Consider the following 20887-nt stretch of genomic DNA (forward strand, 5'->3'; position numbering starts at 1 on the left):
TGCTGAAGTCAAGCGAGACTAAAGCCTCGCTTGACTTCAGCGACGCTGCAAGATTTCAATCAAGAGTGCTCATGAGTTTTGTACTAGGTGTGCTACGATCGTCATAAGTTGAAAATCGAGTAGAACTAGACAACGTAAAAACTTAACTAGATTGTTAAGTACCTAGTCACACAAAGACGGTGTTGCCGTCTAGGAAAACTCGTATTTGAACAAAAACCGAACTAGATAAAAAGGACTACTCAAATACGGTATGCCCTACCAAAATTAACGCTCTTAGAGAAGACACCTCTACTTTGGCTGGAGTAATCCTATCAAGGCAAGTGAGGCAAGCTGAACCAAAAATCTCAGTCACCAAGAGTGCACAGAGGTTAATCTAATCGCTTAATACTTTATTAAACTTGCTCATAGCGAATTATGGTCAGCCTATTGACAGAGGCACAGTTATGTGCAACATTCTCAGAATAATGACGAAAATCGGCAGCAAAAATTTTCTGGGAGAGTAAACGACGGTTGATTTAAAACTGACCAGCCTATAAAAAGGTCGAACGGGATACCACGATTCGTTAAATTGGTTGAAAATAATGGTTAAACAATGGCTAAAAGCTTCCACAATAATAAATAGTTGTACAGACTGGAAAAATAGGGTGCTGCTCCACCCGAATTTACGCCTGTGGACAAGTAAGAGCCGACTCCCTTGGCAGAAGCAGGAATCAGACCCTCTAGAAAATACTTCTAGTTGAATGGTGAAGCAAAAATAAGCTTAGCCAAAGTTTTGTATAGCAGTGTCAAAGTAAAACTTGATAGAGCAACCTCAATCAGGGTTATGTGGCTTCTGTGAGTTATTGCCTCAATCCCAAATGCCCGAATCCCTCCGATCCAGCCAACTCTGGCAAATCCGTGTGTATCCACTGCGGGTCTGAACTTTTGTTGCAAGGTCGATATCGGCTTGTCGCGCCTCTCGGAGGCGGCGGCTTTGGCAGAACATTTGAAGTGGACGACAACGGCGCCCGAAGAGTGCTCAAAGTCTTGCTCAAAGAACATCCCAAAGCTGTAGAACTTTTTAAGCAAGAAGCCGACGTATTGGTCAGGCTAAGACATCCAGGTATTCCCAAAGTCGATCGCGACGGTTATTTTATATTTACCCCTGCTCACAGCACAGAGTCTTTTCACTGTCTGGTGATGGAGAAAATTGCTGGGGCCAATTTGCAAGACTGGCTGAAACATCGGGGCCGCCCCATCAGTCAAGAACAAGCTGTGAACTGGCTCAAACAACTGTCGGAAATTTTAGACCAAGTTCACCGCCTCAACTATTTCCATCGGGATATCAAGCCGCACAATATTATGTGCAAGCCAAACGGGCAGTTAGTGCTGATTGACTTCGGGACTGCTCGGGAAGTTTCCGCGACTTATTTCGCTAAGGTGGGCCAGGGGCAAAATGTGACTGGTATTGTTTCCCCGGGCTACACGCCGCCGGAACAAACTAATGGCAAGGCTGTTCCGCAGTCAGATTTTTTTGCTCTGGGGCGCACTTTTGTTTATTTGCTGACTGGAAAGCCGCCGACTGCGTTTCCAGAGAACCCGCGCACGGGCAGATTAATGTGGCGCAAAGGAGCTCCTCAGGTTTCCGACGCCGTGGCTAATGTAATCGATTATCTGATGGCGCCTTTTCCGGGAAATCGACCTCAAAGTCCGCAGATGGTTTTGCAGTGCTTGGAGGAAATTAAACTCGATGGCGCGGAAAGTCAGTTGCCGACTCAGTTGCCGACGACGGGGCAAACTAAAATTCGCGCAACTTCCGGGCCGTCTGGGGCGAAGAAGCAGAGTTCCATAAACCGCCTCAGACCTCTGAATTCGGGATTGAACAAGACCGAGAAAGATGTTTTTGATTGGAAAAAGAAGTTGCTGGCGGGCGCGGCTGTTTTGATGGTGAGTATTGGCGCGTCTCAAATTTACGGTTCGCTGCGTTACGGGGTGTTTCCGGCAAACCCGGTGTGGCTGCTTTCTACTTTACCTACCACTCATTTTTTGCAAAGAAGTTTGGATAATGTCGGGGGTGTAAATGCGATCGCCCTGTCGCCTGACGGTCAAACTTTGGTGAGCGCAAGCTTTGGGACGATTAGAATTTGGAATGTGAGGACGGGACGCCTGGTGCGGACTCTCAATTCGGTGCATTCTAAAAAATCGGTCAAGACGCTGGCGGTGAGCCCCGACAGCTCGATTTTGGCCAGCGGCGGCGACGACAATAGTGTGATTCTCTGGGATTTGAAGACGGGGCGGCGGACGCGGACGATTGCCGCTCACACAGCCCCCGTCAACGCGATCGCTTTTAGCAGGGACGGTCAAACTCTGGCTAGTGGAAGCGATGACAAAACTGTTCGCTTGTGGAATGTCAGAACCGGCAGCAGGTTGCGGACTTTGAGCGGCCACGCCGGAGGAGTAAACGCGATCGCTTTGAGCCGGGACGGTAAAACTCTGGCTAGCGGCAGCGAGGACAAGACTCTGCGTTTGTGGAATCTCGGCACGGGAGAAGTCAGAAGAATTATCACAGGGCACGGGGGCCCCGTTAATGCTGTGGCTCTTAGCCCGAACGGGAAAATTGTGGCTAGTGCTAGCACCGACAAGACGATCCGTTTGTCGAACGTGCAAGACGGGAAGCGCACCCGCACTTTTAAAGGGCATTCGGCCTGGGTGAGGACGATCGCCTTTAGCCCAGACAGCCGCACTTTGATCAGCGGGGGCGGAGATATTATAGTGTGGGATTTGAAGACGGGAAAAGAAAGAAGCACTCTTTCAGGTCACAGCCAGTTTGTGAGTTCTGTTGCTATTGGCAGAGATAGCAAGACTTTTGTGAGCGCCAGCCCCGATCGCACTATTAAGATTTGGCGAATGCCATAGTCCTAGTATTTTAAGATTTTAGATTGAAGAGTCGAGGCGATCGAGAAATCCCATCCCGACTCCGACGTGGAAGTCTGGGCATTGCCCGCCCTACAACTGTTACTTGCCGCAATTGGCAAAAGTAGAAAACAGGTTAAATTCTGTAACTCTCCACGCTTGCCATGTCTGCGCGCCAGCAAAAAGACTGTACCTAGTTATGCTTTTATCGCTGTCCACATAACTTTGCCAACTTAATGAAGCAACAGTTGGATACTGGGCTGGAAACTCCCCTGGTATAGGACTTACTTGCGAGCTCATGTTCCATCCTACTTGCTTGCTAAATTCTTTAATTTGACCTTCGCAAGTTCGACAGCTAGAACCGCCCACTTTCTGCCAAATCTCTAACTGTGGAGTCAATCCATATTTGCCATTGCTCGATTGCATCCACATCTGATCGATCGCCCGGAGGTTCGGACAAGACAGATTGGCGGAGTTGTTGCGGATCAGAGAGACTGTTTCTTGATCGGCTTCGTACCATTTTTTGGCTTCTAATAAGGATTGAAGTTTGCTGAATTCGCTGGTGCTTTCTTGTGAATGAGCGGTAAATGCTGGTTGCAAAACTGCAAGAAATGTGCCTATTAATGCGAGTGATTGTTTGCCAAGTTTAATCATGATGTTCCTGTGAGCAAAAGTGATTTAACAAATGACCAGTTTACCATCTATCTCTAGACAGAGATGAAATTTTCAGAACCGAGGAGATTGGGAGCAACGCCTGTCAAAGAAGCTAAAACTTCACCGCTGCTGGCTACTCTAATTAATGTGCCGTCCGTTCCCGGCGAAATTGATAGCTGTCCGAAGGTCAAGCCATTAATTAATTGAATGGTATCTTGAGAGTTGGCGAAATCAGAGATTGTATCAACTCCCAACCCCGCACCTAAAACAAATACATCGTTGCCCGCGCCGCCGACTAGATTATCGTTGCCCAAACCACCGTTGAGGGTGTCAAAACCTTTGCCGCCATAAAGGATATCGTTGCCACCCCCGCCAGTGAGAATATCGTTGCCCCGCAAACCGTTGATGTTATCGTTGCCTGGAGTGCCAGTCAGGTTGTCGTTGCCGTTCGTGCCGTTGATGACGTTTGGAGAGTTATTGATGCCGCCTGGAGCGTTGCCTATGTCAGAAATAAAGAGGTCTGGGCCGTTGTTGGTATCTCCCGGCACGAGATTGGCTGCAAAAGATGAAAACGCCACTTTCTGCCCGTTGGCCGAGATGGAGGGCAACTCGGAGTCGCTGTTCCCCTGATTGCCTGCTGAGTCAACAGAGAGACGGGTAGTAGTATTGGTTAACAAGTCGCGCAGGAAGATGTCTTCTTTATTGTTAGTGTCCCCTGGCACGAGGTTGGAGGCTTCAGATGAAAACGTCACAAACCCCCCGTCAGCGGATATGGAGGCGGACCCGGAATCTTGGTTGCCCTGATTGCCTGTTGAGGAAATAGAGACGCGAGTGGTGGTATTGGTTGACAAGTCGCGCACGAAAATGTCGTCGCGATCGTTAGTGTCCCCCGGTACGAGGTTGGAGGCATCAGATGAAAACGCCACAAACCTCCCGTCAGCAGAAATAGAGCAGAGGCTGGAGGAGTCGTTCGCGCGATCGCCATTGGAACTCACAGAGACGAGGGTAGTAGTATTGGTCAACAAGTCGCGCACGAAAATGTCGCGTTCGTTGTTAGTATCCCCAGGCACGAGGTTGGTGGCCCAAGAGCGAAATGCCACAAACCGCCCGTTGGCGGAGATGGAGGCGAAGTCGGAGTAGTCGTTCGCGCGATCGCCACTAGAACTGACAGAGACGAGGGTGGTGGTATTAGTTGACAAGTCGCGGACGAAGATGTCCTCCTCATTGTTAGTGTCCCCCGGCACGAGGTTGGTGGCACTAGATGAAAACGTTACAAACCGCCCGTCGCCCGAGATGGAGGGGTTCCCGGAAAAGTCGTTCCCCTGATTGCCTGCTGAGCCAACAGAGACACGGGTGGTGGTGTTGGTTGACAAATCGCGGACGAAGATGTCGTTGTTATTATTTGTGTCGCCCGGCACGAGGTTGGTGGCATCAGATTGAAACGCCACAAACCTTCCGTCAGCAGAGATGGAGGGGTCGTAGGAGCTGTCGTTCCCCGGATTCCCTGCTGAGTCAACAGAGACGCGGGTGGTGGTGTTGGTTAACAAGTCGCGCACGAAGATGTCGTCGCTATTGTTAATATTATTGTTCGGAGCTCCGATTCGGAAGATGGATTGTTGAAGTGTAAACGCCACAAACCGCCCATCACCGGAGATGGATGATTTGACCGAGTAACGGTTGCCCTGCACATCGCCTGCTGGGTCAGAGATGCCTGTTGAGTCTACGGGGATGCGAGTAATGGTCATAAGCCCTGACATTTAAGAGTAGAAGTTTGGAGATGCCGTGCGGTTGATTGAAATTATTCAATAAGCCGCTCTCCAAGTCAATTCATAAAAGTCATAACTTGGAGTTCATAAAAGCCATATTTATCAATAAATGTTACCAACACTAGACAAAATAGCCTAACTCATATGCAGTCAGCGAGCGAATGATACTTGCTCCAGAATTAAGGAAGTTTTCTGTATTGCAAAATCTAATAACTAATTCCCCGCCCGTTTTTGGCAAATTCATCCACAGTTTGCTGCGAAAGTTCATGAAGTGCGAGCGCCTGCAATACATCAAAAGGCAATGTCAAATGATGTGCTCCAGCTAATAAAGTCTTTACCGCTTCTTCCGGCGATTTAATGCTAGCTGCCAAAATTTCAGTATTACTTTTCTTCAAGACATTTGCCATATCTTGCACTAAGGCAAAACCGTCTCCCAACAATCTGGTGGCGCGATTCACATAGGCGATCGCATATTTAGCACCCGCTTCTGCTGAGACAACTGCTTGTGATGCGCTGTATATCGCCGTCACCGCGCAAGGAATGGACGGTGACAAATGCGCGACTGCTTGGAAACCCGCCGCCGTTGCTGGAACTTTCAAAACTGTTTGCTGTCCAATTAATTCAAAAGCAGCTTTTCCTTCTGCTACCATGCCATCAACATCAGATGCCATTAGCTGATAATACACTTCCCCAGGAATCAGTTGTGCCAGTTGTTTAAGGGTTTGCTCAGGAGATAACTCGCTTTTTGCCAAAAGTGTCGGATTAGTAGTAATTCCCGCTATCCATCCGAACTTGCTCGCCCGTGCGGCTTCCGCTACAATTGCAGTATCAACATAAATTGCCATCGGCTCTACACCTTCAGTTTCTTAATATTTTCCAGAGACTTGCTTTCAGATTGAGATAAATCCGAGCAAAATTAATTGTTAAGCTTTAACAATATCAGAATCTCGGAAATATTACTGTTAAGTAAATATAACAATTCAGTGATGTGCATCCTCGGTAGTAGTACGTGAGTTTTGAAGGCGTTAGTTTTGAATTCAGCAGGACTTAGGCCCAGAAATCCAGTTTATTCTCAAAAATTGGTGGAGGACGACATATCTGTGAATAAACCGGGTTTCTGAGGAAAATTGGCGAAGTGCTATTTAAGATAGCTAACAACTGAAATCAAAACTTTTAAGGCAGTTGGTAACTGCGGTTGTCGGGTAAGGAAAACTTTACTCGACCCATCCCGGATACAAATAAGTTACATTTGTAGTAAGGGTTATGTATGCAATAACTCCAGGAGGTGACTCAGAAAATGACCGAACAGAAAAATCAGCAGCCACAAGTCAGCCTTGAGACATCTTCTGAACAGCCCCAGTTGGAAAAACCAGCAGAAACCCCTGAAGAATTGTCGAGAAATGTTAAGTCTGAAACTCTGTCTCAAGCAATTGAAAATAACGCCGAAGACCGTTTGAAGGCTCTAGGTCGCTTAATGATGGTGAGCCTAACTTGGTCGCTGGCGGGGCTTTCCAAACGCGAGTAAGTTAGGGAGCGCTACTGCGTAAGGGCGAGTTATGATTTGTGAGTTTTGTTGTAAGTTTTGTTTAACTCAAAACTTACAACTCCCGGACTTACATGATGTCCGGTTAGTTGCAACAAAACCTGTTTTTTGGAAAAATTTTATTCCTTAAAGCAACGACAAAATTCTTCAACAGAGCACTCATAACTGTTATTTTATTCCTTCAAACGGCCCCAAAAAAGTCGGTTCCGGACGGGTAACGCGCACTTCCCAAAGCGCTTTGAGGACTGCCAAAAATTCGCGGAAACTGTAGTGAATCATGCCCTTATGGCTAAATTTGCCCCAATCCGGCGTTCCTAAACCGATCGCCTCTATGCCCAACCGGCGACAGGTATAAACAGCGCGGGCTAAGTGAAAGTTTTGGGTAACTAAAACAGCCTGCGTTATGCCAAAAATCTCTTTCGCCCGGTAGCAACTTTCATAGGTGCTAAATCCGGCATAATCGAGAATGATATTATTAATCGGTACGCCCTGTGCTTCGGCGTAGTCCTGCATTGCTTGGACTTCGTTGTAATCGACGCTGCTATTGTCTCCTGTCATCAAAAGTTTGTCCACTCGCCCCGCTTTGTACAAATCGACGGCTGCTTGCACTCGATCGGCTAACATGGGGCTTGGAGTACCGTCTTCCCAAACTCCGGCACCAAAAACGATAGCAATGGGTTCTGTCGGCACGTTAGCTATATCGCTGTAGCGGTAGTTGCTGGTAACAAGCCTGACGTAGTAGTTGAGGGCTACGGGTATGAGGGCGGAGGCTAGTATTAACAGCGGTAAGGCAAATCGCAGTTGCAATAGAAACGATTTAGGCAGCATAAATTCAAGCCAATGTGGGGAACTTTTTCATTGTTTCAATAGATTCTATCTCAGATGACCCAGCGGGTGGAAGTTGGCGTATTGAAGTGATATAGATATTATCATAAGGCAAAAAAGATTTTTGAGCTAGTGTAAATAGCCTCTCGGTGTGGAGGGCGCACCCTACAAATATAATGGGCAATTAACTGGGTGATTGTATAGGTAATGCCGAGCCAGAGGTTTTGACAGTGAGTCGAATTGTTTGAACCACAATTGGTTGTTTGGGCGAGCTCCATCCTCCTACAATTGCGATCGCCCTTGAATTGCGAAAACACGGTCATGATGTCGTGTTTGCAACCCACAAGAGGCTGAAAATGGTATTTTTGTGGTTAGCGATGAGATTGAAAAACTGCTTTGATAAGCTGCTATTTCGGTGTAAAATTATTAGATATCTTGCAAAAATCCTTTTCATCAATTGATGGGACGGGCAAGATGCCCATCCCACAAGAGTTATTTTTTCTTGTGGGATGGGCATCTTGCCCGTCCTAATTATTTTTGCAAGAGGTCTATTACTCATTGGTAAGCCCTGCTAATTCATTCTTTCACCCGCTATAGAATTAAACCCTTGTGGGAGTGTGGTAATGTCGCACTACTTAATGTTTTCCGAACCAACTGCCTGGGAAATCGAATTAAATCCTTTTTCTTCTAACTTTTGCAACAAGCCTTGTAGAATCCGCCTCACCATCCAAGGCCCTTCGTAAACCCAACCGGTGTAAACTTGAATTAAACTCGCCCCGGCGGCTATTTTTTCCCAAGCATCCTCGGCGGTAAAAATGCCACCAACTCCAATTATGGGCAATTCGCCTTTTGTATATTGCCAGATAAATCGGATTACTTCTGTCGATCGCTCCCGCACAGGAAGCCCGCTAATTCCCCCGGCTTCTTCGGCGATTGGTTTGTTTGTTTCTCGCAATATTTGTGTTTTCAATCCGTCGCGGCGGATGGTGGTATTTGTGGCGATAATTCCTGCTAGTTGGTAGGTTTTTGCTAAGTCGAGGATTGATACGATCGCCTCCGACTCCAAATCCGGCGCAATCTTGACTAAAATTGGCTTAATTCCCCGATTTTCTTGTTGCAAACTTTCCAAAATTGTGCTAAGCCCAGCAGCATCTTGGAGCGATCGCAACCCCGGCGTATTCGGAGACGAAACGTTGACTACAAAATAGTCGCCCCAATCTTTCAGCAGCTTAAAACTCTCCAAATAGTCGGCTGCTGCCTCCTCTAACGGTGTTACCTTAGATTTACCGAGATTGATGCCCAAGGGGAACGGAGACTGAGGCATGGGGCGCGAGGCATCGAATTTGGACTGTTTCTGTGCTGCCTGAAACCGGGCTGCCATTGCCGCGGCTCCTTGATTGTTAAATCCCATGCGGTTGAGGGCTGCACTGTCCTCCGTCAAGCGGAACAAGCGAGGTTGGGGGTTTCCCGGCTGCGGTTGACAAGTGACAGTGCCGAGTTCGGCAAAGCCAAAGCCAAAATTTGCCCAAATATCGGCAGCTACGCCGTTTTTATCAAATCCCGCAGCCAAGCCGACAGGATTTTTCAAGCTCAGTCCCCACAAAGATTGTTCGAGGCGAGAATCTTGCACTCCCAAAGATTTCTGCAATCGGGAGAGCATTTGGCTGGTTGCGGGGTTTGACTGGGTTCTGGCTGCGAGTTCGAGAACTTGGAGAGTGCGGTTGTGCAGCCACTCGGCATCGGTTTTCAATACGGAAAACAACAGCGGCCGTACACCTGATTGATAAATATCCAATGACTTGTACTGGGGCAATTTACAAATGAGAAATGAGAAGCGAAATAAAAATATTCACGAGCCGACAGCGAAGGCGAGGTTGTTACTTCAACTTCCATCGACTTTATCCAATGTTTTAGATTCAAGGATAAGTGAGACGATTATATTATAAGTTGATTCTTTTGTTTTTTAAGTTTTTTAATTTTTAAGTTGGTAATTTTAAATTAGACAAAGGTGTGGGGAAGCTTGGAAATGGGGCAGCAGCAAAGACCGAAGGATTTAGACGAACAAATCGCGACCCTGGAACGCGTTCTGGAGACTCTCCGAGAAGAGGAGAATGTTGAAGTGCTACTTTCGACCACACTCGGTTACTTGCAAGCGGAATTTGACTGGGGGTTGATTTGGATCGGGTTGTACGATCGACAGGCCCACAGATTATTGGGAAAAGGCGGCATGACTCCTAACGGCGACCAGTCTTTTCTCAAACAGCGGTTTTCCCTCAGCCCAGGGGATTTGCTGGAACAAGTTGTGATTCAGCTCCGGCCGGTGGGAGTCCCGGATTTGCGATCGGAAGGTAGAGCCGGAGAATGGCGCAAAGCAGCTCAAACTTTCAATATTCAAGGCACGACTCTGTTTCCCCTGCGCTACAAAGACCGCTGCTACGGCGTGATTTTGCTCGGGACTGACGTGTGGGGAGCGTCGCCAAAGTCGGGGGAAAAAACGCAGTTGGCGATCGTATTTGGAGCGCTGGCAACTGCTCTTTACCAAATAGAAAAAGACTGGCAGCGACAACAAGTCAAACACCCAGATCAGTCTCTTTTAGCGCTGATTTCGCAGTTGGGGGAACTGCGATCGCTCGACCAATACTTGCAAGCGGTTGTCGAACAAGCCCATGAATTTATCGATCCCACGCGCACCAATGTTTATTGGTTCGAGCGAGAGCGGCGCTATTTTTGGCGCCGAGTCAGCAACCGCGAAGTTACTCCGGGTTTGGGCGGGCCGGGCCGAGCGGCTTCGGGCATCACCGTCCAAGACTTGGGCGAATTTTATCAGGCTTTGGGCAGGGAAGAAATGGTTTGGATCGGTGAATCTCAAAGTTCTCTGAAAACTGAGCTGACGGGGCGATTGATGCAGCAAATCCGCGCTCGCTCTCTGTTGGCTGCGCCGATTGTTTCAGAAGGGGAATTGTTGGGATTTTTGGCAGTCGAAGCCGGCGAGCCTCGGATTTGGCAAGAGAATGAAAAGCATTACCTGCGGGGAGTGGCGCGTTTAGTGGCTCTGACGGCTCCTGTCTCGGAGATGGAGGAGAAAATTCAGCAAACTGAGATCGATCGAGATTTAACTGCCGGAATAGCTCACGCTATCTACAGCGATGCTGACTGGGAGGCGACTTTGAAAAATACCGCCGAACAGTTGTGCGAGCGGCTCAAATGCGAATACTTTTTGCTGCTGCTGTACGGCGAAGAACAAAATCGCTTTGAAATTGTCTGCCAAAATCTGCCCCGCAACCGCAGGTCAGTGCCGTCGCCGCTCAACGCCCTGGATGTGGCTGACGTGGGGCTGTTGCAAGAAAGCGAACCTGTGGCTATTGAAAATTGGGAAGAAGACGGGAGGTTAGGCGCTTGGCGGGAAGTGTTGGGGGAGGCGGGGGTGCGATCGCTTTTGGCATCGAGCACTCGGGGGAAAAAGAAAGAGGGAGAACGCCCCAATCGCCAATCGCCAATCACCAATCGAAAATCCATCGAGGGTTTGCTGGTTGTGGGGCACAATGCAACTCGCACTTGGAGGCGATCGGAGCAAGAATTAGTTCGGCTAGTGAGCCAACAGCTAGGATTGATCCTGCACTCCTGGCAGCAGAGTTCGGAAATCGACAAATATCAGCAATTTGAGCGATTGCTCAAATCGGGTTTGGCGGTTTTGCAGCATTCTCCTGATGAGCAATCTGGGGAACCGATATCTGCTGCTTCACCGACGATGTTCCCAGAGTTGCCGCTACAAAAGCTCGATCGTAACTTTGCTCAACACGTTTCCCAGACACTTTCCTGTCCTTTAGTAGCCGTAATTACTTGGAATCCCGGTGACGAGGAAGGTTCAATTGCGACGGCGCTAGCTGCCAATCCCGTATTTGCGCTCAATCCCGAGGCGGTGATTCCTGTCAAAACCGATGCCTTGATCCAACAAACCCTGGCTGCTAGCGGGGTGCTGCAACAGAGCACGAGCCAACTGCCGCTGGCGACAAAGCGGTGGCTCCGCAGTCCGGGAATTGGCGAGATTCTGACGGTGGCGCTGCGGACGGCCCCAGAACACGCTCCGGCGGGCATTGTGGTGGCTGCGGACGCTCCCGGTCGCCAGTGGTCGGAGTTGTCGGTGAGTTTACTCAGCTCGATGGCGTCTCAGTTGGCTTGGTGGCGCAGGTATTTGGCGGTGCAATCAGCCGAGGAGTCGCACCGATTTGATCTGGAGATGCTCAACTGGTACAAACAGCGACGTTTTGAGGACTTTTACCGCACTGTGGGAGCGGGGGTGAAGGAGTTGGGGGAGTTGAGTCAGTCGATTTTCCAGTCAGTGAAGGAACAAAAGGATGCTCTGAAAACTTTGCGCTACCAACAGGTTTTGCGGCAAATTGGCAATGCTTTGGGGTCAACTCATTTGCTGCTGAAACAGGAACATTGGCGGCTGCAATTTGGACAAGATGCGGTGCCTGTGAGCGCTTGGCTGAGGCGATCGATCGATCGAACAGCCTCCCTGGTCAAACAGTCGCAAGTCTTGCTGGAAGTACACAGAGAAACTGCTGTGTCGATGCCTGCGGGTAAAACTTTGAGCGTTCGCGGCGACAGCATCAAGCTAGATTTGATCCTGTGCGAATTGCTGGCGACGGCTTGCAGGCGCTCTGCTGTTGGCGCCAAGATTGAGATTCGCTCTCAGTTGGTGGGGGAAGATTGGCTAGAATTGTCTGTGATCGATAGCGGCGCGTGCGATCGACAGTTAATTGCTGCTTTCAACGGCGGTTCCGGGCCGGACATATTAGCCGTTTCTAGTTCCAATAGGTCGATCGTCCAAAATCTCTTAATTTGTCAGCGAGCGGTACGCTTAATGGGAGGAAACTTTTCTATAGAAATGTTAGAAAACAATTTAATTGTGGCTCGTTTAGTGCTGCCCCTAGCCCATTCTTAAAATTCTGTACCGGCGATTTCACCCCTATCTGCAATTCACATACTAAATAGTTATAAACCAGCCCCAACCCAACTTCTAGCGGTAAAGTGCTTCAGGTACACCCTATATAATTAGGTTCTGCGTCCAAGAGTGGATGATTGATATCAACTCCGCTTCTATTAGATCGAGTTGTGTTAGGTAGTAAGATTAAATGAACCGCGAAGACGCTCATAGCGCGAAGGAATAACCGCATCTTCTTCTTTCTCTTCCTTCGCGTCCTTTGCGCCTTCGCGGTTTAATCATTCCGATGCAACCGGATGCGATATAACATCCAAGGTATTAAAAACCCTCGGCCTAAACCGATGAAGTAACAGTTTCCGCCGCCTCAGAACTGGGGAAAAACCTTTGAGTAATCCAAGCAGTTACAATATGAGAAAGCAATCCCATCGGCCCAGCAAAAAAGCACAAAGCCAAAGAATGAACCGTCCAAACTCCTGTCCGCTGTCCTTCCAAATAAATCCAGCGCCCGACAAACAAGTCCATCACTAAAAAATGTATCCATCCCGTAGCCGCCGCCGTTTCTTCCCCCAGAAACTTAGCAATATCTGCTAACTTAGGATTCGACAAAGCAGCCGCATTTTCCGCAGTCAGACTGCTACCAAACAAATATATGTACAAAACGGCTAGCACTGCAAACGGAATAAAGGAATTCATCACTTTTCGGGTAATTCCCCAGTTTGGTAATAAAATCATAATTGCCCAGAAAGGCACAACGAACAGATTACCGGCATTAAAAATTAGTTCGGGTGTCATAGTTGGCTCTTGGCTCCTGCGAATACAATGCAATTAAGGATGTTAAGATTACTTTACACAATTTTTGCGGAAATTTCTCAAAACCCGAAAAAAATCTCATTCACAAATGAAATAGAATTGCTATACTTATCTAAAATTTCAAATCTCGCATCTAAAATCGATTAAGGCAGCACAGCCCATGACAAATTATAATAACTTTGCCGATTGGTGCAAGCAAAAAGAGAATCTCTCACCCGATGCTAAACATACGGTAGAAATACTGTTGCAAATATCAGACTCTTCCGAGTGCGAGCGAGCCAACGAACTGCTTTCTAATACAACAGAACTTAACCTCAAAAACCTTCAAATTACCGATATCAGTCCCCTCTCATCCTTCACTCAACTTACTAATCTCATCCTAACCAACAATCAAATATCGGATCTCGCTCCCCTGCAATCTTTAACCAACCTGAAAAATCTGGTTATAGATGTTAATCAAATATCAAATATCAGTCCGCTGTCATCTTTAATAAATCTGACTGTACTCGTTCTCGATACCAATCAAATCTCCGACATCAGTTCCCTAGCAGGTCTAACTAATCTTACCGCACTTGTCTTGTTTGACAACAAAATTTCCGACATCACTCCGGTGAAAAACTTAACTAAATTAAATGCGCTGATCCTCTACAACAATCAAATTTCAGATATCGCTCCTCTGGAAAATTTAACTGAACTCCAGACACTCTACCTTTACAATAATAAAATATCGGATATCACTCCGCTGGCTTCCTTAAAAAATCTGACTACGCTGTTTCTCTTCGGAAATAAAATATCTGACCTTACTCCCCTAGCATCGCTAACGAACTTAAATAAATTGGTTTTATTCCAAAATGAAATCACAGATATTAGTCCTTTGACATCGCTCACTAATTTAATTGAACTCAACCTCGGCAACAATCAAATATCAGACATCAGTCCGCTGAAATCGTTAACTAATTTGACTGAACTTTATCTGTTCAACAATCCGATTTCGGATAGCAGCGCGCTAGAAGCTTTAAATAATTTATTTTTGCTAGACTTGTACAACAATCAAATCTCTGATATCAGTTCCCTGCAATCTTTGCAAAAGTTAACTAGCTTGGACTTGCGCGGGAATCCCATTGTTAATAAAATTTGCCCTGTCAATCCTGAATCTATATGTCGGTTTTAATTCTTAAGGTCGAGGCAAGATGACGGTTTATAGAGTATAATGTTGAACGTCAATATCAGGAGAAAGTGATGAGTGGACACGATGCTTTGATGTTAGGATTGCTGCTGTTGCCCGGTTTGGCTTTGTCGATCGCAATTCTGGGCGCTTTTGCCGCTGGTGGATAATCAGTCTTTAGCACTCATCAGCGCTCCAGCAAGCAGTTTACTGGTTCCGAGAGGGCGGGTTTATCTATTTGTTGAGTTGCCGGAAATATCTTGGGCAAAACCCGCCCGCTTTCTCTACCAATTTACAAAAATTGTGCTGTCACATCCGAATTTACCAAAGTGTTCGCGCACAAAATACCCGATGCTGCGACGGCGGGGACGCCAATTCCTGGCATGGTGCTGTCTCCCACCCTATACAAGCCTTTGACTGGTGTTTGCGGCCCGGGAAATGTGCCTTTTCCGGCGGCAATTGCAGGCCCGTAAGTTCCTTGATATCGGCGCAAAAATCGGGCGTGGGTTAGCGGTGTGCCGATCGACTCTAAGACTATCCGCGATCGCAAATCCGGTATAATTTTTTCTAAAGCTTGAAACAGAGATTGCGATCGCTCTTGCTTTTTCTGCTGATACAATTCGCCATATTCCCAACCCTCGTAAGGTTCCAATGTATAAGCGTGAACGGCGTGGTGTCCGGGCGGCGCGAGAGTTGTATCCCACACCGTAGGAATCGAAATCATACAAGTATTTCCGGGTACTGTAATGTCAATCTTGCTGTCGTGAACGACGACGTGGTGGCCAGTCAAACCTTCTAGTCCTTCGGCCTTAATTCCTAAATGCAGGTGCATGAAACTCTCTACTGCTGGCATCGACAAAGCGCTTTTTCGATAGCTTTCCGGCAAATCTTCAGGCCGCAGTAATTTTGTATAAGTATCCCAGATTGTAGCATTTGAAATGACAATTGGGGCGCGGATAATTTCGCCATTTTGCAAGCGAACTCCGGTGGTTTTGCCGGATTCAACTAATATTTGCTCGACAGAAGTTCCCAGGCGCAATTTTCCTCCCCAGCGCTGCAAGCCTCTGACTAAAGCATCGACGATCGCACCGCTGCCACCTACAGGATATTCGATCGCACAGCGCGATCGTTCGCCAATCATAAAAGCTATTTCCGGCGCGATAGTTCCGTGCGCTTTCAAACCCGACAGCAAAAAGCACTCCAAATCGATCAAACGCCGCACCCAAGGGTCATGTACGTCCCGATCCATCAAGGAACCAGCAGAACCCGCGATCGCACCTACTAGCGGCAACAGCTTCAGCAAAGCAGGCGAGTACCGAGACAGCAAAACAGGTATTAATTGCCAGTCGGATCTCAGCGCTAAAGCCGGAATTCCACGCAAAGCTTCATACAAAACTAATAAATTTTTTTGAAATTGCTGTAATTCTACAGCGCCTTGCGGTGCGAACTTAGCTACAGCATCTAAGTAACTTTTCGCATCAGCATAAATCGGTAAACTTCCCTCTGGAAAATGGTAATGCCCCAGGGGATCGTAGGCAATTGCTGCGATCGATTCCTCTAAAACATCAAAAACTTGCCGTAAAGGATTAAACGACTGCGGGTCAGTCAAACCGCAATAAAAAGAAGGCCCCGAATCAAAGTGAAATCCCCGGCGCGAAAAGCTGTGAGCGGCCCCGCCCGCTATGGTGTGGCTCTCGCATACAAGAACCCGCTCGCCGTAGCGAGCTAGCATCGAGCCGGCGACTAAGCCGCCAATACCGCTGCCAATTACGATCGCATCAAAGTCTTGCATTTATCCAATGTGGTATAATTGTATTATTTCTTGCTGAGTGTTGACAGGGTATTTTTATGGGAGGAAAACTATGAAAGCTTTATCTATTTTAGATGAAGTTGTTCGGGAATTAGAACAAGACGTGAATCTCTCGCGCATTAAAAAAATATTATTTTTTGCTTGTAAAGAGTCCTGGGAAAACGATCCGGCCCAACTCGCCAGCGCAGATGTAAGGATTTTAATTGAAGAACTGTGCGCCAAGTATAGCAGGTTAGAAGATATTGAAGGCGTTTTAAATAGTATAGTCTCTAAGGTTAATAAAAAAAACGAGTATGCTTTAGTAGCAGACCTCATAGTCTGTCAACTTAGCAGGCTGTATGAATTTGAAGATTTCACCAAATTAGAAATAAACATATCTAGTTTTGGCGGTCAGGAAGCTCCCGCATTTGAAGAGCACTTTAGTTCGGAAGTACCCAGCAGCGAAGAAAGTGCAAGAAACCCCGGCAAATTATTTGATGTCAGACAAAAAATTTTGCAGCAAACAAATCCGCTGAGGGCGAAAATTCTAATTTTTTCTACTCTTTATCACCAGTTTACTTTTAGCGATCGCGACTGGCTACTGCTGAAAACTCAAGAACTTGACAATCTACTACGACAACTGTTTAATGTCTGTGGCAGCCTAGCCGAACTGGAATCTCGATTGTACACAACTGCTAGCAATCTTGACAACAGAGATGAAAACGACCAAGCTGCGAGCGTAATCATCAAAGCGATGAATTCTTGTTACGCAAAAATGCAACAGGAAGAACCGGATGAAGCGGAATCTTCGGCTGGTGAAGATTACGATCAGACACATTTAAACAACAGTGTTTATCAAGAGAGCGAGCTGGTGGACAGGGGCAGCGATTATTTTGATCCAGGCGAGATTACTCACATCCTTCAAGCTGCTCCATCTCACTATCATTATGACCCCCAAAAGAGTTCCTTAGTGCCGGATACGGCAGAAAATATACAGTTTAAAGAACCCGAAACCCGCAATAATTATGCTACCGATTTCAGACCGGAAATGGTAGAAACATTCCCAGTTGCAGAAATGCCGACTATTATCGAAATTTTAGAACCGGCGGCTCCTGTTATTATAAATATTAGCGATTCCATCAAACGCAAGTTGGAATTGGAAGAAGAAATGACAGAATTAGTCAGTCAAAGTGCTAACTCCGCAACGGCGCAAATAGAAAATATATTCACCCAGTTAGAAGCTGCTTTGAACGGAAAATTTTCTACGGGAAGTGTAGAGGAGCGTTTGTACTGGAAATATAAAAATCTCAGAGAGTATGTAGGGAAAGTTCAGAAGTTTACCGATAAATTGCTGGAAATTTTGAGCGAATTGGAGTCAAAAGAAAGCGGTAAATATCCTTCTGAAATCACAGAAGACCTGGATGACAATATTTCAGACATACCGCAGGAACACTCTAGCCATAAAGCAAATCAGTATCAGCTTCTGGAAATGGCAAAACAAGGCAAACCAAAGGCGATCGCCCAATTGATTAATCAATTGCTACAGCCTAAAGGAATTGCTGCTACAGCGGGATTTAAAGACGGTTGGCTCCATGTGATTCTAGAGTCTGCTGAAGTACCAAACCAACAGGCGACAGCTACATACATTCACAAAAAACTCTGTACTTTAAAATCCAAATATCTTACTCATGTGAAAATTCACGGGCGACAGTTAGGTAATAAAACAGTCTTTTGGACTCAAGAATTTGTCAATCAAACTCATTAAATGTCCTACTCAAGTCTGAGGCTACACAAACTAAATCCGCTTGCGTCAACTGAAGTTCAAGAAATTTCATCAAATTTCTCAGACTCAAGTCTGGTGCTAAAAAAACTAAGTCCGCCTGCGCGAACCGAGATTTAAGCAGTCTAAAAATAGCCGATTGTACCTAATTAACAACAAAAACAAATATGAATGCCAGCGAAATTTTAAGGCGATATACATCAGGAGAACTAGATTTTCAAGGTATGAATCTCAGAGGGGTATACTTGAGCGGTGCCGATTTAATTGGCGTCAATTTAAGCAGTGCTGACCTCTGGGGTGCAAACTTAGCGATGTCGTACCTGAGCAGAATTAACCTTCAGCGCGCCAATTTAACTAATGCAAAGCTGTGCGGTGCTAACTTAAATCAGGCCAACTTGAGCGGAGCAAATTTGTCCGATGCCGACTTCCACGGAGCGACTTTGCAAGGTGCAGACTTTCGCAAAGCTAACATCTCTTTGGCAGTTTTTATTGATGCAAATTTGAGCGATGCAGATATGCGAGGTGTCAACTTGCAAGGTGCAGATTTGCGCGGTGCGTGCTTGCGGGGTGCAAATTTGCGGAAGGAGCTGCGGCTTTTTGAGGGTGCAAATTTGCGGGGTGCAAATTTGCAAGGTGCAGATTTGCGGGGCGTCAATTTGCAAGGTGCAGATTTGACTAAAGCTAATCTCAGTCACGCTAATTTGACTGAAGCATTTCTGGGAGAAGCAAATCTGACTCAGGCAAATTTGAGCGAAGCTATTTTAGATGGCATATTTTTGACTGAAGCAACTTTGGTAGAAACAAATTTTTCCTGGGCTGTAATGGCCAATGCTAAGTTGGAAAGAGCTGTGTTACTTGATGCTGAATTGGCTGGCGCTAATTTGCGCGGTGCATTTATGACTGATGTTAAGTTGAGCAATGCTAATTTAATCATGGCTGACTTGAGTCGAGCTAATTTGGTGCGGGCTGATTTGAGTCGAGCTAATTTAAATCAGGCAAATTTGAGTGAAGCTGATATGACTGATGCTTACCTCGCTAGAACAGATTTGCGGGAGGCAAATTTGCACCGCACAACTTTGATTAGGGCAGATTTGAGCACTGCTAATTTAGCGGGAGCTCAATTGCGCGGTACAATTATGCCGAATGGAGAAATGCACCTCTAATTACTTGTAGTAGCAATTTAAGGCTGTCGCCAAAAGAGTTAATCTTGGACCCTGTGATTTGACTATTATGAGTAAAAATGAGCTGGGTAGGAGAGCCGTCATTAATTTAATAGTTAAGGCCATTTTGTAGCATTCACAACTGGAGGGCAATGCTGTGTTAGATACAGGAAAAATTTTACAAGAACGTTATCAATTGCAACAGCGTTTAGGACGCACAGCGGCCGGTCATCAAACTTGGCTAGCAGTGGATTTAGAGTCTCAAGAACAGGTGACGCTAAAAATGTTAGCTTTTAGCCCGGAAATGCACTGGGAAGAACTCAAGCTTTTTGAAAGAGAAGCACAAGTTTTGCAGGCGCTAGATCATCCCCGCATTCCTTGCTATCGAGATTATTTTTCCCTAGAGCGGGAAGTCGGAGCAGGATTGCCTTGGTTTGGGTTAGTACAAGATTATATTCCGGGATTTTCCCTTCAGGAATTATTAGAAAAGGGTCAGCGTTTTTCAGAAAAAAAAGTACGAAAAATTGCCACTGAAGTGCTAGAAATTTTAATTTATTTGCATGAATTGAGTCCCCCGGTTTTGCACCGAGATATTAAGCCGAGTAATTTAATTTGGGGGGAAGATCAGCAGGTTTATTTAGTAGATTTTGGTGCGGTACAAGCTCAAGCGGCGGTGACAGGTGTAACGTTTACAGTGGTAGGAACGAGTGGCTATGCACCCTTAGAACAGTTTGGGGGGCGGGCGGTGGCGGCTTCGGATTTGTATGCTTTGGGAGCTACTTTAATTCATTTGTTAACGGGGATGACTCCTGCGGATTTGCCACAGAAAGATTCTCGGATTCAGTTTAGCGATCGCGTGAGTGTGAATCCCAGTTTGGTAAGCTGGATTGACAAGATGACGGAAATCGGGTTAGAAAAGCGTTTCAGCAAGGCTAGAGAGGCTTTAGCAGCTTTGAAATCGGGAAACATACAAGGGGCTAATCTTCAAATTGAGACTGTGAGGAAAATTGCTAAACCGCGTCACTGTCGCATTCAAGTTAGCAAATCAGCGACGGAGTTAAACATTAAAATTCCCTCTAGTTTAGTCAGAAAGCCTTTTTCAGTTGCTGTTGGAGGAATATTATTTTTACTGCTAACGGGGCCAATGATTTTAGTATTTTCTCTAACAGTAAATTTACCTATTGGATTAGGATTGTTTACGATTCTAGCAAGTTTCTTAGGTAAGATTTTGGGCAAGGGTAATAAAATTACCTTTAATCGGAACTACTTTAAACTGGAACATCAGATATTTGGTTGGAGTTATTTACAACAAACTGGCGAAATTTCGGAAATTTTGGGTACTTTTATATATAGCATGTTTGAGGGAAATCAAATCAGGATTCGTTCAGGTAACAATATGAAAAGTTACTTTTATATTTTAGCAACAAATGTGAAAGAGGTTGAGGCGGCTTGGTTAGCGCAAGAAATTCAAGATTGGTTAAATTTAAGATAAATTTTTGTAGGGCGAAGCCTTGGTGATTAATTTTTTTGTATAATAGACACCTCGCAACTAAAA

General features: G+C 46.2%; 14 protein-coding genes. 7 read left to right on the forward strand and 7 right to left on the reverse strand.

The window, feature by feature from the left end:
* Window positions 1-825: 825 nt before the first annotated feature.
* The gene (locus D0A37_RS06640) at window positions 826-2895 is read left to right on the forward strand and encodes a serine/threonine-protein kinase (RefSeq protein ID WP_242722550.1); all 2070 of its coding nucleotides are present in this window, start codon (window positions 826-828) and stop codon (window positions 2893-2895) included.
* A 99-nt stretch (window positions 2896-2994) separates the two neighbouring features.
* Here D0A37_RS06640 and D0A37_RS06645 read toward each other — a convergent pair whose 3' ends face one another.
* The 3 genes from D0A37_RS06645 to D0A37_RS06655 form a co-directional block, all read right to left on the reverse strand.
* Window positions 2995-3546: a GUN4 domain-containing protein gene (locus D0A37_RS06645; protein WP_242722553.1), complete on the reverse strand. Its 552-nt coding sequence runs from the start codon at window positions 3544-3546 to the stop codon at window positions 2995-2997.
* 53 nt (window positions 3547-3599) lie between these two features.
* Window positions 3600-5291 carry a calcium-binding protein gene (locus tag D0A37_RS06650; protein WP_242722556.1) on the reverse strand — a complete coding sequence of 564 codons (1692 nt, stop codon included), beginning with the start codon at window positions 5289-5291 and terminating at the stop codon, window positions 3600-3602.
* Window positions 5292-5518: 227 nt separating this feature from the next.
* Complete coding sequence (locus D0A37_RS06655) at window positions 5519-6157, reverse strand: transaldolase family protein (protein WP_242722559.1); 639 nt, start codon at window positions 6155-6157, stop codon at window positions 5519-5521.
* Between the two features lie 452 nt (window positions 6158-6609).
* On the opposite strand from D0A37_RS06655, the gene D0A37_RS06660 reads away from it, so the two are divergent.
* The gene (locus tag D0A37_RS06660; protein ID WP_242722562.1) at window positions 6610-6837 is read left to right on the forward strand and encodes a hypothetical protein; all 228 of its coding nucleotides are present in this window, start codon (window positions 6610-6612) and stop codon (window positions 6835-6837) included.
* Window positions 6838-7023: 186 nt separating this feature from the next.
* Here the strand turns inward: D0A37_RS06660 and D0A37_RS06665 are convergent, their stop codons facing one another.
* Together D0A37_RS06665 and D0A37_RS06670 are read right to left on the reverse strand one after the other, a co-directional pair.
* Entirely contained in the window at window positions 7024-7683 is a 660-nt protein-coding gene (locus D0A37_RS06665) for a SanA/YdcF family protein (protein WP_242722565.1), read from the reverse strand.
* Window positions 7684-8311: 628 nt separating this feature from the next.
* The gene (locus tag D0A37_RS06670) at window positions 8312-9475 is read right to left on the reverse strand and encodes a quinone-dependent dihydroorotate dehydrogenase (RefSeq protein ID WP_242722568.1); all 1164 of its coding nucleotides are present in this window, start codon (window positions 9473-9475) and stop codon (window positions 8312-8314) included.
* Window positions 9476-9706: 231 nt separating this feature from the next.
* Between D0A37_RS06670 and D0A37_RS06675 the strand changes: the two genes are divergently transcribed.
* On the forward strand, window positions 9707-12628 hold the full coding sequence (locus tag D0A37_RS06675; RefSeq protein ID WP_242722570.1) for a sensor histidine kinase: 2922 nt from the start codon (window positions 9707-9709) through the stop codon (window positions 12626-12628).
* A gap of 333 nt (window positions 12629-12961) precedes the next feature.
* Here the strand turns inward: D0A37_RS06675 and D0A37_RS06680 are convergent, their stop codons facing one another.
* A complete protein-coding gene (locus tag D0A37_RS06680; RefSeq protein WP_242722573.1) occupies window positions 12962-13420 on the reverse strand; it encodes an ABA4-like family protein in 459 nt (152 codons plus the stop codon).
* Between the two features lie 178 nt (window positions 13421-13598).
* Between D0A37_RS06680 and D0A37_RS06685 the strand changes: the two genes are divergently transcribed.
* Complete coding sequence (locus D0A37_RS06685; protein WP_242722575.1) at window positions 13599-14609, forward strand: leucine-rich repeat domain-containing protein; 1011 nt, start codon at window positions 13599-13601, stop codon at window positions 14607-14609.
* 286 nt (window positions 14610-14895) lie between these two features.
* Here the strand turns inward: D0A37_RS06685 and D0A37_RS06690 are convergent, their stop codons facing one another.
* Window positions 14896-16395, reverse strand: a complete 1500-nt coding sequence (locus D0A37_RS06690; RefSeq protein WP_242722578.1) for a phytoene desaturase family protein — start codon at window positions 16393-16395, stop codon at window positions 14896-14898.
* A 70-nt stretch (window positions 16396-16465) separates the two neighbouring features.
* Between D0A37_RS06690 and D0A37_RS06695 the strand changes: the two genes are divergently transcribed.
* The 3 genes from D0A37_RS06695 (at window position 16466) to D0A37_RS06705 (ending at window position 20824) form a co-directional block, all read left to right on the forward strand.
* A complete protein-coding gene (locus D0A37_RS06695) occupies window positions 16466-18157 on the forward strand; it encodes a hypothetical protein (RefSeq protein WP_242722580.1) in 1692 nt (563 codons plus the stop codon).
* A 182-nt stretch (window positions 18158-18339) separates the two neighbouring features.
* The gene (locus tag D0A37_RS06700; protein ID WP_242722582.1) at window positions 18340-19335 is read left to right on the forward strand and encodes a pentapeptide repeat-containing protein; all 996 of its coding nucleotides are present in this window, start codon (window positions 18340-18342) and stop codon (window positions 19333-19335) included.
* Window positions 19336-19489: 154 nt separating this feature from the next.
* Window positions 19490-20824, forward strand: a complete 1335-nt coding sequence (locus tag D0A37_RS06705; protein ID WP_242722584.1) for a serine/threonine protein kinase — start codon at window positions 19490-19492, stop codon at window positions 20822-20824.
* The last annotated feature ends 63 nt before the right edge of the window (window positions 20825-20887 follow it).

Origin of the sequence: Microcoleus vaginatus HSN003, from assembly GCF_022701255.1 — a bacterium.
Lineage (GTDB): Bacteria > Cyanobacteriota > Cyanobacteriia > Cyanobacteriales > Microcoleaceae > Microcoleus > Microcoleus vaginatus_B.

Excerpts from the sequence above, each read along its gene's own strand:
- D0A37_RS06655 (WP_242722559.1), bottom strand. The coding sequence starts at position 6,157 with ATGGCAATTTATGTTGATACTGCAATTGTAGCGGAAGCCGCACGGGCG.
- D0A37_RS06680 (WP_242722573.1), bottom strand. The coding sequence starts at position 13,420 with ATGACACCCGAACTAATTTTTAATGCCGGTAATCTGTTCGTTGTGCCT.
- D0A37_RS06695 (WP_242722580.1), top strand. The coding sequence starts at position 16,466 with ATGAAAGCTTTATCTATTTTAGATGAAGTTGTTCGGGAATTAGAACAA.
- D0A37_RS06660 (WP_242722562.1), top strand. The coding sequence starts at position 6,610 with ATGACCGAACAGAAAAATCAGCAGCCACAAGTCAGCCTTGAGACATCT.
- D0A37_RS06690 (WP_242722578.1), bottom strand. The coding sequence starts at position 16,395 with ATGCAAGACTTTGATGCGATCGTAATTGGCAGCGGTATTGGCGGCTTA.
- D0A37_RS06645 (WP_242722553.1), bottom strand. The coding sequence starts at position 3,546 with ATGATTAAACTTGGCAAACAATCACTCGCATTAATAGGCACATTTCTT.
- D0A37_RS06675 (WP_242722570.1), top strand. The coding sequence starts at position 9,707 with ATGGGGCAGCAGCAAAGACCGAAGGATTTAGACGAACAAATCGCGACC.
- D0A37_RS06700 (WP_242722582.1), top strand. The coding sequence starts at position 18,340 with ATGAATGCCAGCGAAATTTTAAGGCGATATACATCAGGAGAACTAGAT.
- D0A37_RS06665 (WP_242722565.1), bottom strand. The coding sequence starts at position 7,683 with ATGCTGCCTAAATCGTTTCTATTGCAACTGCGATTTGCCTTACCGCTG.
- D0A37_RS06685 (WP_242722575.1), top strand. The coding sequence starts at position 13,599 with ATGACAAATTATAATAACTTTGCCGATTGGTGCAAGCAAAAAGAGAAT.
- D0A37_RS06650 (WP_242722556.1), bottom strand. The coding sequence starts at position 5,291 with ATGACCATTACTCGCATCCCCGTAGACTCAACAGGCATCTCTGACCCA.